Here is a 12403-nt window from a genome sequence, read left to right as displayed (position 1 = left end):
CGGTGATCGCTCCTCGACACCGCCCCTTCTCCGCCCTCCTCCCTCTCCTCGGCGCCGCGCCGGCCCTGGTCGCCGCGGCGTTCTCCTGTGCCGGCGCGACGCACGGCGACGAAGGTGCGGTGCGCTTCGCGCGCGACGTCCAGCCGATCCTGTCGAACCGCTGCTTCGTCTGCCACGGACCGGACTCTGGCACGCGCGAGGCCGAACTGCGCCTCGACCTGCGCGAGGACGCGGTGGCCGAGCGCGGCCTGTTCCGCGTGATCGCGCCCGGTGAACCGGAGGCGAGCGAGCTGATCGCGCGCGTGCGCGGCGGCGACGGCGTCGACGTCATGCCCCCCACGGGCCACGGTGCGCCGCTCTCCGCGGACGAGATCGACGTCCTCGAACGCTGGATCGCCCAGGGCGCGGAGTACGAGCCGCACTGGGCCTACGTGGCACCGGTGGAGCCGAGCGTGCCCGACGCCAGCGAAGGCACAGGCGCCGTCGACGCGTTCGTGCGCGCCGCACTCGAAGGTCGCGACCTTGAGCCGCGCCCGGAAGCGGACCGCGCCACCTTGGTGCGGCGACTGTGCCTGACGCTGTGGGGACTGCCGGCGCCGCTCGACCTCTTGGAACGCGTGCTCGCCGACGAGCGCGACGACTGGTACGAGCGCGCGGTCGACGAACTGCTCGAACACCCGCGCCACGCCGAGCACATGACGCGGCAATGGCTCGACGCGGCGCGCTACGGCGACACGCACGGCCTGCACCTCGACAACCACCGCTCGATCTGGCCCTGGCGCGACTGGGTGATCGAGGCCTTCGCCAGCAACATGCCCTACGACCGGTTCGTGGTGGAACAACTGGCGGGCGACCTGTTGCCCGAACCGACGCGGTCGCAACTCGTGGCCACGGGCTTCAACCGCTGCAACCCGACCACGGCCGAGGGTGGACTGATCGACGAGGAGTACCTCGCGAAGTACGCCTGGGACCGCGTCGACACCACGTCGACCGTCTTCCTCGGTCTGACGCTCGGCTGCGCGAAGTGCCACGACCACAAGTACGACCCGTTCTCGATGGAGGAGTACTACGCGCTGTACTCGTTCTTCGACGACGTGGAGGGCAAGGCGTCGGACGAGAACGGGCCGACGCCGGCGCCGACGCTCGCGGTGCCCAGCGCCGAACTCGAGGCCGATCTCGAACAACGGCGCGAGCTGATCGCGGGGCTCGAACGCGAGCTCGCGGCGCCGAACCGCACCTGGGACCGCGAACAGCGCACGTGGGAGGAGGAGCGGCGCGCTGCACTGGCCGAGCTGTGGACGCCGCTCGCGATCGACGCGCCCGCGGCCGAACCGTCGAGCGTCGAGGATCCTGTGGTCTTCACGCCGCGCGCGGACGGTGCGCTCGAAGCCACCGGACCGCACGCCGAGTTCGGTTCGTACACGCTGCCTTTCGAGTGGGGCGCCGATGCACGCGCGGCGGACGCCCTGCGCGGTCTGCGGCTCGAGGTCCTGCCGGGCAGCGCGAACGGCAAGGTCGGGCGCGCGGACCACGGCAACATCGCGATCAGCACGGCGCTGCTCGAGCGCTTCGACGGCGCGACCTGGAACGCGGTCGAGCTCGACCTGGCCGAGCCCGACTACGAACAGCCCGACTACGGCGCCGACGGTCTGCTCGACGACGATCCGCAGAGCGCCTGGGCACTGTCCGGAGCGGTCGACGCGCGCCACGCGGTGCGCCTGCGGCTCGCCGACGCGGCGCCGCCGGGTGCGTTCCGGCTGGTGCTCGAGATGCGCAGCGCCCACGCGCGCCACTTCCCGAGCGCCGTGCGCCTGTCGGGCACGTCGTCGATCGCGCTGCACCCGCTCACGTTCGGCACCTGGCTCGCGACGCCGCCGCTCACCGCCGCGGACGGCGGGCACCCCTTCGACACCGACCTCGGTCCCGATCCGGGCGGCCCGCGCACCGCCGTCTCGTTCGAGCCGCTGGAGCTGGCCGACGGCGCGCGCGCGGACTTCGCGGGCGACAACGCCGCGGTCTATCTGCGCCGGACGCTCACCGCGCGCGAGGACGTGCGCCTGCGCCTCGCGTTCGGGAGCGACGACGGTCTGCGCGTGTGGCTCGACGGGGCCGAAGTGCTCGCCCGCGACGTGGCCCGCAGCTACGCGCCGCGACAGGACGAGGTCGAGCTGTACCTGGGCGGCGGCGAGCACGAGCTCCTGTGCAAGGTCGTCAACCGCGCCGGCGGGTTCGCGTTCGGGATGGAGGTCCTCGACGTGCGCGGCGCGCTCCCCCCGACGGCGATCGCTCTTCTCCTCGAGACCCGCGCCGACGATCTCGACGACGACGCGCGCACGGCGTTGCGCGACCACTACCGCGCGTCCGCGTCGTCCGAATGGGGCGAACGGCGCACGCTGCTGGCAGAGATGCAGCGCGACCTCGAGCAACTCGAGGCGTCGGTCCCCCACACGTTGATCCTGCGCGACCGCGCCGAGCCGGTCGCGACGCGCATCCTCGTGCGCGGCCAGTACGACCACCCCGGCGGCGCGGTGGTGTCGGACGTGCCCGCGCTGTTCGGCAGGCTGCCCGAGGGCGCGCCGCGCAACCGCCTGGGCCTCGCGCGCTGGATCGCGAGCGACCGGAACCCGCTGACGGCGCGCGTGGCCGTGAACCGAGTCTGGCAACAGCACTTCGGCCGCGGACTGGTGACGACGCCCGACGACTTCGGCGTGCAGGGCGCCTGGCCGACGCATCCCGAGCTGCTCGACTGGTTGGCGTGCGAGTTCATGGCGCACGGCTGGGACCTGCGTTGGCTGCACCGCACGATCCTGTGCTCCGGCACCTGGCGCCAGCGTTCGGACGCGACGCCCGCGACCTGGCAGGCGGATCCGAAGAACGCGTGGCTCGCGCGCGGGCCGCGCTTCCGCCTCGACGCCGAGGTGCTGCGCGACCAGGCGCTGTTCGCGAGCGGCCTGTTGGTCGAGTCGGTCGGCGGGCCGAGCGTGAAGCCGTACCAGCCGCCCGGTCTGTGGCGCGAAGTGGCCTATCCGAGCTCGAACACGGCCGATTTCGCGCGCGGCGACGGCGACGACCTCTACCGCCGTTCGCTCTACACCTACTGGAAGCGCACGTCGGCGCCGCCGGCGATGACGCTGCTCGACGCGCCGAGTCGCGAGTTCTGCGTCGTGCTGCGCGAGCGCACGAACACGCCGCTGCAGGCGCTGGTGCTGCTCAACGACGAACAGCACGTGGAGGCGGCGCGCGCGCTGGCGGCGCTGGCGTTCAGCGAGGTCGGCGGCGCGCACGCGGTCGAGCGGATCGTGCTCCGGTGTCTCGCCCGCGCGCCCGAGCCGTTCGAAGCGGACGCCCTCGCCGCGCTCTTCGAGGCCGCGCGCGCGTCGTTCGCTGCGGAACCCGGTGCCGCCGAGGCCCTGCTCGACGTCGGTGCATCGCCGGCGCCGATGGCGAGCGCCGAGGACACGCTGACGTTGGCCGCACTGACGCTGGTGGCCCAGACGGTCCTCAACCTCGACGCCACCTTGAACCTCGAGTGACCGCCGTGGCCATGAACGATCCGTCCCTCCCCTCTCCCGTCCGCGACCTGTTGACCGCCCGTTCGCGGCGCGCGCTGCTGCGCGGTTCGCTGGCGACCCTGGGCGGCGCCGCGCTGGCTCGGCTCGGCCCGGGCGCCGCTCCGCGGGTCGGTGGCGCGGCGAGCGCCGAACGGGCCGTGCGCCAGCTCGCGCCGCACTTCGCGCCGAAGGCCAAGCGCATCATCTGGCTCTTCATGTCGGGCGCGCCGAGCCAGCTCGAGACGTTCGACCACAAGCCGGGCCTGCTCGACCTGTACGACACCGATCTGCCCGATTCGGTCGTCGCGGGCCAGCGCTTCACGACCATGACGTCGGGTCAGGCGCGCTTTCCGATCGCACCGTCGCGTTTCGCGTTCGACCAGCACGGCGAGAGCGGCGCCTGGGTCAGCGAACTGCTGCCCCACACGGCGAAGATGGTCGACGACATCGCGATCGTGCGCTCGATGTTCACCGAGTCGATCAACCACGACCCGGGCATCACGTTCATCCAGACCGGCCACGAACAACCGGGGCGTCCGAGCCTGGGATCGTGGCTGTCCTACGGTCTCGGTTCGCCCAACGAGGACCTGCCGGCCTTCGTCGTCATGCAGGCCAGTTGGACCGGTCGGCAGGAGGCGCAGGCACTGTTCTCGCGGCTGTGGGGCTCGGGCTTCCTGCCTTCGCAGCACCAGGGCGTCGGCCTGCGGGCCGCGGGCGATCCGGTGCTGTACCTGTCGGATCCGCCCGGCGTGGACCGCGCGCGGCGGCGGCTCGTGCTCGACGCGTTGGCGAAGCTGAACGGTCGCACGGCGGACGCGGTCGGCGATCCGGAGACGCGCGCGCGCATCGAGGCCTACGAACTGGCCTTCCGCATGCAGACGTCCGTGCCCGAGTTGACCGACGTGTCGAGCGAACCGGAGTCCGTGTTCGAGCTCTACGGCCCCGACGCGAAGAAGCCCGGCACGTTCGCCGCCTCGTGTCTGCTCGCGCGGCGCCTGGCCGAACGCGGCGTGCCGATGGTGCAGATCTTCCACCGCGGCTGGGACCAGCACTCCGACCTGCCGAAGGACCTGCCCAATCAGTGTCGCGACGTCGACCAGCCAGCGTGGGCCCTGGTGCAGGACCTGAAGCAGCGCGGCATGCTCGACGACACGCTCGTGGTCTGGGGCGGCGAGTTCGGACGCACCGTCTACTGCCAAGGCCCCTTGAGCGAGGCGAACTACGGCCGCGACCACCACCCGCGCTGCTTCTCGATGTGGCTCGCGGGAGGTGGCGTGAAGGGCGGCGTCGTGCACGGCGAGACCTGTGACTTCTCCTACAACGTCACGCGCGACCCGGTGCACGTCCACGACCTGAACGCGACGCTGCTGCACCTGCTCGGCGTCGACCACGAGAAGTTGACCTTCCGCCACCAGGGCCGCGACTTCCGCCTGACGGACGTGCACGGCGAGGTGGTGCGGGCGCTGCTCGCGTGAGTCGGCCCTCGTCCGGCGGCGCGTGGGGCCACGGCGTTGGAACGGGCGCGTGACCGAGCGACACTCTGCGCATGGAACTTCGCCTCCGTCCGTCGCTCCTGGCCCTGCCGCTCCTGCTCGCCTCCTGTGCATCGAACTCGACCGCGGTCGAAGAGCCGACCGAAGAGCCGGTCGTAGGACCGGCCGAGGCCGTCGCAGCTCCCTCCGAGGCCGAGACCCGTGCGTGGCTCGAGGACTTCGGTCGACGGTACGCGTACGACGTCGGTTACCTGGAGCAGTTGCTCGACCTGTCGCCGGATGCGTTCGGCGCCTTCGCCTCCTCCATGGAGCTGTCGGAGCACCGCGTCCACCTGCCGCTCGACGCGCACTACGTCGGGCTCGTCGGCGCGCTGCTCGCGGACGACTGCGGCCAGTGCACCCAACTGACGCTGCGGATGGCGGTCGAGGCCGGGGTCGAGCGGTCCCTCCTGCGCCAGGTCCTCGAGGATCCCGAGCGACTGCCGCCGGACCTGCGCCTCGTGCACGCCTACGCGACCCAGGTCGTCGGTGGCCAGAACGCGGACGCTGCAACGGTGGCGCGACTGCGTGCGGCCCTCGGTGACGAGGGCTTCGCCGAGCTCGCGGTCAACGTCCTTGGCGCTCGCATCTACCCCGGGCTGCGACGCGCGCTCGGAGCGGAGACCGCCTGCGCACCGCCGACCTTGGACTTCTGACGGCCGGCGCTCGATCGACGTCCCGCGGTCGACCTACTCGTCCGGGTCCGCGGCGCGCGGCACGAGCTCGACCAGCGGCCATCCGTGCCCCGGCCGACGCACGAAGTCGAAGCGCTCGAGGACCTCGCTCTCGAACATCGCGATCAGGTCCTCGAAGGGTCCGCCGGCGCCGACCAGGTCGCGGTAGCGCGTGTCGACCAGCACCGGTCCCACGTGGCGGCGCACGCGCGTCTCGAGCAGCTCGATCACCCGCGCGCGCATCGCTTCGTCCGACAGCCCGCGCAGTTCGAGCACCAGGTCGATCGTCTCGACGCCGTCGATGTCCCACCCGAGCGGTCGGTTGAGCATGTCGACCTCGAGCACGAGTCCACCGCCCTCGCCGAGCGCGCTGCGGAAGGCCGCGACGCGCTGCGGCCCGTCGAAGGCTTCGAAACGCTCGGCGTTCGCGTGCACCTCGCTCCAGCCGGCGAGGGCCTGTAGCCCGACCAGCACGAGCGCGGCGAACGCGACCACTCGCGCGGCCACGGCCGATCCGAACAGGCCCGGGACCAACGCGGCCGCCACGCCGGCGAAGGGCAACCAACCCGCCGCGTAGCCGCCGTCGTTCGGCAGCGCCCACAGCGCGTAGAACACGAACAGCGGCGCACCGCCGAGGAACGTGACGAGCCACCAACCGCGAGCGTCGCTCGTGAGCCGCGCGCGCGACGACGGCACGAGCAGACCGGCCAGCGCGAACAGCAACGGCGGGAGCAACCACGCCAGCGGCTCGACCCAGTCGTCCCTCAGGTAGGCCCAACTGATCGGCTCGACGCTGTCCGCGATCATCTCGGCGATGTTCGAGACGGCCTCCGCGTCGTCGGTGGCGAAGCGGTAGAAGACGAGCTGGGCCACGCCCATCGCGGCGGCGAACCCGAGGCACGCGAGCAGGCCGTGCGGCAGGCACGCGCGCACCAGGGTCGCAGCGCGGACGGGCTCGCGGTCCGCGGCGCCGCGCCAACGGGCGAACCACCCGAGCAGCGCCCAGATCGGCACCAACGTCAACGCGGTCAGGTGCGACGCGGCCACCACGAGGAACAGTCCCGCGTGCACGGCGAGGAAGGCGCGCGGCCCGGTGCGCGGTGCGGCCCACAGACTCGCGGCGATGGCGACCGCCACGACGCCGAAGTGCGTCGCGTGCACCTCGAGCACCGTTGCGAACAGCCACAGGACCGGCGCGAGTCCCACCAACAGCGCCGCCGCGACCGCCGCCGCCCGACCGGCGCCGACCAGGCGCGCGGCGGTGAACACGGCGCCGCAACCGACGGCCGCGGGCACGGCCGAAGCGAGCACGTAGTTGTCGTGCGGCAGTCGGAACGGACCGCTGGCGCCGAAGCACTCGGCCAACGGCGTGTGCAGCCAGTGCGGCCAGGCTCGCCACCAGGGGCGCTGCTCCCAGTCGAGCAACCGCAACAGGTGCGGACCGTCGCCCCACAGTTGGTCCTGGATCGTCGCGAGGTACACGAAGAGGACGCCCAGCGCCACGAGCGCGGCGACGAGGACGTCCGTGCGGTTCGGCGAGCGGGTGTGGGCGTGCATCGAGGTCGGGCCCGCTCGCGCGTGCCGGCGGCGCCAGCCTACGGTCCCCGTTCGGTGAGCGTCCGCCTCGATCGGGGCGCGGTCCGCCGCGGCGGAGTCCTCGGCCGCGAGGGTCGAGGGCAGCAGGGGTCGGGTACCCTCTCGCCCATGTCCACGAACCTTCGCCACGCGCCCCTCGGCGCCCTCCCGTTCGCCCTCCTCGCGGTCGCCTGGACCGCGCCCCTCACCGCCGCTGCGAGCGCTCCCGTCCAGGACGCGCCGGCCGCCGAGATCGGGACCTTCGAACTGGTCTTCGACGCCACGGTCTTCCCCGAAGGGTTCGAAGGCGACGTCATCGTCGCGATCACCCAGCCGGGTCGCCGCGGCGAGCCGCGCCAGGTCATGCACGAGTGGTTCGGCGCGCCGCCGATGCTGCGCTTCGCGGTCGACGTCGAAGCCGGTGCCGAACCGCTGATCCTGCGCCAGGAGGACGCGCTGGCGAGCTTCCCGAAGGATTGGGCCGACTTCGACTGGAACCTCCCGGCGCCCGGCGCGACCGATGCGACCGACAGCGCCGCCGCACCGTCGCCCGGCCAGTGGAACGTGCAAGCGGTCGCGCGCCGCAGCACCACCGGTCGCGAAGCCGGACTCGACGCGGGCGACGTCCACAGCGCGGTGGCGAAGGCCGTCCACCGCCCGGATGCGACGGGAGCGCTGCGCCTCGTGCTCGACACCGTCGTGGCGGCCGAACCTTTCGAGGAGACCGAGCGCATCAAGCTGTTCGAGATGACCAGTCCGCTGCTCAGCGCGTTCTGGGGCTTCGAGTACACGGTGCGCGCCGGCGTCCTGTTGCCGCTGAATCACGACCCCGAGAAGGTCTATCCGGTGGTCTACAGCGTGACCGGATTCGGCGGCACGGCGGACGACATCCGCGGCTGGGAGCGTCGCGCCCGCGAAGGCAGCGTCCTCGCCGACTGCATCGTCGTGGTGCCCGACGCGTCCAACCGCTTCGGCCACTCGGTCTTCTGCAACTCGTTCAGCATCGGCCCGTGGGGCGACATGCTGGTGCGCGAGATGGTCCCCGCGCTCGAGGCCCGGTTCGGCGGCGGTGACCTGCGGCACCGCTACGTCACGGGCGTGAGCTCGGGCGGCTGGTCGTCGCTGTGGCTGCAGGTGGCCTACCCGCTGCAGTTCCAGGGCTGCTGGAGCCACGTCCCCGACCCGATCGACTTCCACGACTTCCAGGGCATCGACCTGTACGAGCCGATCGACGAGAAGACGCCGCGCAACATGTACGTGGACGAGAACGGCCAGCCGCGCCCGCTCGCGCGCCGCGGCGACGAGATCATGCTGACCTACGAGGAGTTCGTGCGGCGCGAGCACGTGCTCAACCCCGGCGGTCAGATCCGCTCGTTCGAGGGCACGTTCAGCCAACTGGACGAGAACGGCCTGCCGCAGCGCGTGTTCGACGTGGAGACCGGCGTGATCGACCACGCGGTCGCGCGCACCTGGCGCAACTTCGACATCTCGCTGCGTCTGTTGAACGACTGGGACGAGCTCGAGGACGTGCTGACCGGCAAGATCCGCATCTACGCGGGCGAGATGGACAACTTCTACCTCGAAGGCGCCGTCGAACGTTTCAAGGGCCTGGCCGAGGCCGCCGGACTGCTCGAGCACATGGTCGTCGAGGTGGTTCCGGGCATGGGGCACTCGCTGCACGGCGCCGGCTACCAGGACATGCTCGCGACGATCGCCCGGCGCGTGGAAGAGATGCCGCCGGCGATCCCCGAGCCCGAGAAGATGCCCTGGGAGGACGACTGACGCCTTCGGTTCGGGCGTCGTGAGGGGCGCGGGATGGCTTGACGGAGCGGCGAAGCGCGCTTGATGACGGAGGAGTACCTTGACGCCGGCCGTCCACGTCGTCTCCCATCCGACTCAGCCATGCGCACCGACACACTCTCGATCTTCGGCTGCTCCGTCCTGCGCTCCGGCGCGACGCTGCTCGCCTCCGCGCTCCTCGCCACCACCGCTGCCGCCGACCGCGTGTGGGTCGTGGACGACGACGGTGGACAGGGCACCGACTTCGTCGACGTGCAGCCCGCACTCAACGCGGCCGTCGACGGCGACCTGGTGCTGGTCCGCCCAGGCCTCTACAGCGGGTTCGAACTGGTCGGCAAGAGCGTGTCGATCGCGGCCGACATCGACGGGGCTTCGATCGTCCTCGGCAGCAGCGCCGTGCGCGACCTCCCCGCCGGACGGAGCGCGTCCCTGCGCGGACTGCGGATCGTCGGAACGGGAGGCAGCGCGCTCGAGTTGACCGACTGCGCCGGAATCGTGTGGCTCGAGGCCTGCGTGGTGCGCGGCGACCAGGGCGACGGATTCCTGGGCTCCCCCACCTTCCACCCCGACGGTCACGCGGGCACGTCGGTCGAGGACTGCGCGAGCGCCATCTTCATGCGCTGCACGTTCGAGGGCGGCGACGGCGCAGACTTCGCACCCGTTTTCTCGACGCGCGGTGACGGCGGCGATGGCGTGGACGCGGTCGGCACGCGCGTGACGAGCTACGAGTGCGTGTTCATCGGCGGCGACGGCGGCTCGGTGGCGAGCGCACTCGTGGCCGACGACGGTGGTACGGGCGGACTCGGACTCGCGCTCGACGCCGGCTACGCCATGGCGTCGGACTGCCGCTTCGAGGGTGGCGTCGGCGGCATCGGCGGACTGGTCCCGGGGACGCCGGCGACCTGCGGTGCGGGCGGCGACGGCGGCGACGCGTTGGGCCAGCACGCACCGGCGACCGGGCCCGTCGACGTGCGGCTGCTCGCGTGCACGTTCTCGCCGGGAGCACCCGGACCGGGCTTCGATCCGCCCACCTGCCCGGCCGGTTCACCTGGGAACTCCACGGCGCTGGTGTTCGGCTCGATCGACGGACTCGTCGGTCAGCCCGTCAGCCACCGCGCCGCCTCGCCCGTGCGCGCCGGTCAGCCGATCACGTTCACGATCGGCGGCGAGCCCGGCGCCTTCGTGGTGTTGGGCGTCGCCGCCGGGCCCGCCGACCTGTTCGTGCCCGACTTCAACGGCTCGCTCGTGCTCGACGCGAACGCCTTCGTGCTGTTCCCGGGCTTCGTGGGCCTCGACGGCGCGCTCACGAGCACCTGGCCCGGAGGCGTCGCGGTCGCACCGGGCACCGCGCTGACGGTCCACACGCAGCCGGCGCTCTTCGTCGCCAGCACGCTCTCGCTGACGGTCGGGAGCGGTTCGTGGTTGACGATCCTCGACCCGAATCTTTGAACCCTCGCGGCCGCGGAATCGGCTCTGGGGTCTGAACCGATCGTCACCCCGTTTCGGGGCGGCGAGGCTACGGTTGGAGCGGTCGATCCGCGGAGCGCACCACCGTCCTCGAGACGGGTGCGGCCGCGCCGAATCGCCAGCACACGGCCCACCGATCGTGCACCAACCAGGAGTTCGAGTGATGCGCTACCGCACCTCCACGCCGTCGTCCACCCGCCCGCTGCACCTCGTGACCGTTCTCGAGAGGGTGCTCACGACGGTGCTCACGTCCGCGGTCGCCGTCCACCTCTGCGGCACGGCCGTCGCCGCCCCGTCCGCGATGGTCGACTCGAACGTCCTCGTCGTGGACGACGACGGTGGCGTGGGCGTCAACTTCCTCGACCTGCCGGCAGCCGTCGCCGCGGCGACCGACGGTGAGACGCTCCTGGTCAAGCCCGGTACCTACAGCGCCTTCGTCCTCTTCGACAAGGGCATCGACATCGTCGCCGACACGAGCGGTGGAACGGGCACGGTCACCTGCAACGGCGGCCCGTCGATCCGCCAGCTGTCCGCGGGCAAGCGCGCGACGTTGCGCGGCCTGAAGATCGTGAACGCGAACGAAGCCGGTCTCCAGATCAAGTCGTGCGCCGGCGACGTGTGGATCGAGGACTGCAAGATGACGGGTGCCCAGGGCGACGGAACGTTCACCGATCCGGATCCGCACCCCAACGGCTACGCCGGAGCCGAGATCGCGACGAGCGCACGCGTCGTCTTCAACCGCTGCACGATCACGGGTGGCCTGGGCGCCGACTACCTGCCGCTCGTCGGAATCCACGGCAATGGCGGACCGGGCGTCTACGTTCGCGCCTCGAGCGTGGCCCTCTACCAGTGCGCGATCAAGGGCGGGAACGGCGGCTCGGTGGCCGACGACGATGCACCTTGGAGCGGTGGCGACGGCGGCATCGGACTGCAGGTGTTCTCGGGCGAGACCATGTGCTCGGGCTGCACGATCGCGGGCGGCATCGGCGGCATGGGAGGTGAGGACTTCGACATCTTCGTCGGCTGGTCCTGCGGCGATGGCGGATCGGGTGGAGCCGCCATCGGCCAAGCCTACGGCGATCCCGGACCGGGCGACGTCCAGCTGCGCGACTGCACGTTGACGCCGGGTGCGGGCGGAGCGCCCTACCCAGGGGCGTCGTGCTCGTTCGGACAGGCCGGCCCGATCTTCGACGTCATGTCCGTCTCCGTGGCGACTTTCGCCGGCGACGCGTTCTCGCACCTGGCCGTCTCGCCCATGCGCGACGGCGGCACGGCCTTCTTCGCCATGAAGGGCACGCCGGGCTCGTACGCGGTGCTCGGCATCTCGACCGCTCCGACGCTCTTCCTCGATCCGTTCCTCGGTGGAACGATCCTGATCGACGTCGCTTCCACCGCGCTGCTGTACCCGGGTTTCCTGCCGTTCAGCGGCGCCAAGCAGGTGATCGTGTCGGTCAACCTCGGCATCGCGGCCAGCCAGGGCCTGTCGCTCTTCACCCAGCCGATCTTCGTCGTGCCGCCGACGTTCGAGCTGGTGGTCGGTGCGGGGTCGGTGTTGACGGTGCTCGACCCGAACCTCTAGTCGGCCTCAGCTGATCTGCCCCTCAGCTGATTTCACTCTCAACTGATCTCATTGTCGGGGCCCTCGTTCCCGCGCATCTCACCGTCGGACTTCGACGAGGACGAACGCCCGCCGCCCTTCGAACCGCGCATGCGAACGGTGCCGAGAAGAAGGAGGACGATGACGATCACGCCGATGGCGAGACCGATCTGGACGAGAGGACTCATGGTGCGGGCCGGGGTCGAA

The 12403-nt window shown here is 71.6% G+C and carries 8 protein-coding genes; 6 read left to right on the top strand and 2 right to left on the bottom strand.

Annotation, left to right across the window (positions count from 1 at the left end):
- Positions 1-2: 2 nt before the first annotated feature.
- The 3 genes from Pla163_RS02485 to Pla163_RS02475 all read left to right on the top strand — a co-directional run bounded on the left by Pla163_RS02485 (position 3) and on the right by Pla163_RS02475 (position 5739).
- Positions 3-3533, top strand: a complete 3531-nt coding sequence (locus Pla163_RS02485) for a PSD1 and planctomycete cytochrome C domain-containing protein (RefSeq protein ID WP_145183056.1) — start codon at positions 3-5, stop codon at positions 3531-3533.
- A gap of 11 nt (positions 3534-3544) precedes the next feature.
- Positions 3545-5026, top strand: coding sequence for a DUF1501 domain-containing protein (locus Pla163_RS02480; protein WP_145183053.1), 1482 nt, complete (start codon positions 3545-3547; stop codon positions 5024-5026).
- A 71-nt stretch (positions 5027-5097) separates the two neighbouring features.
- Entirely contained in the window at positions 5098-5739 is a 642-nt protein-coding gene (locus Pla163_RS02475; protein ID WP_145183050.1) for a hypothetical protein, read from the top strand.
- 33 nt (positions 5740-5772) lie between these two features.
- On the opposite strand, the gene Pla163_RS02470 is transcribed toward Pla163_RS02475, so the two are convergent.
- Complete coding sequence (locus Pla163_RS02470; protein WP_145183047.1) at positions 5773-7314, bottom strand: hypothetical protein; 1542 nt, start codon at positions 7312-7314, stop codon at positions 5773-5775.
- A 147-nt stretch (positions 7315-7461) separates the two neighbouring features.
- Between Pla163_RS02470 and Pla163_RS02465 the strand changes: the two genes are divergently transcribed.
- The 3 genes from Pla163_RS02465 (at position 7462) to Pla163_RS02455 (ending at position 12178) form a co-directional block, all read left to right on the top strand.
- Positions 7462-9114 (top strand): alpha/beta hydrolase-fold protein, encoded by a 1653-nt coding sequence (locus Pla163_RS02465; RefSeq protein ID WP_145183045.1) that lies wholly within the window; start codon positions 7462-7464, stop codon positions 9112-9114.
- Between the two features lie 120 nt (positions 9115-9234).
- The gene (locus tag Pla163_RS02460; protein WP_145183042.1) at positions 9235-10581 is read left to right on the top strand and encodes a right-handed parallel beta-helix repeat-containing protein; all 1347 of its coding nucleotides are present in this window, start codon (positions 9235-9237) and stop codon (positions 10579-10581) included.
- Between the two features lie 181 nt (positions 10582-10762).
- Positions 10763-12178: a right-handed parallel beta-helix repeat-containing protein gene (locus Pla163_RS02455; RefSeq protein WP_145183039.1), complete on the top strand. Its 1416-nt coding sequence runs from the start codon at positions 10763-10765 to the stop codon at positions 12176-12178.
- A gap of 38 nt (positions 12179-12216) precedes the next feature.
- Here the strand turns inward: Pla163_RS02455 and Pla163_RS18615 are convergent, their stop codons facing one another.
- Complete coding sequence (locus Pla163_RS18615) at positions 12217-12384, bottom strand: hypothetical protein (RefSeq protein ID WP_419186230.1); 168 nt, start codon at positions 12382-12384, stop codon at positions 12217-12219.
- Positions 12385-12403 lie beyond the last annotated feature (19 nt).

The organism is Rohdeia mirabilis (assembly GCA_007750655.1).
GTDB lineage: Bacteria > Planctomycetota > UBA1135 > UBA1135.
This window is presented reverse-complemented; position numbering and strand designations above follow the sequence as displayed.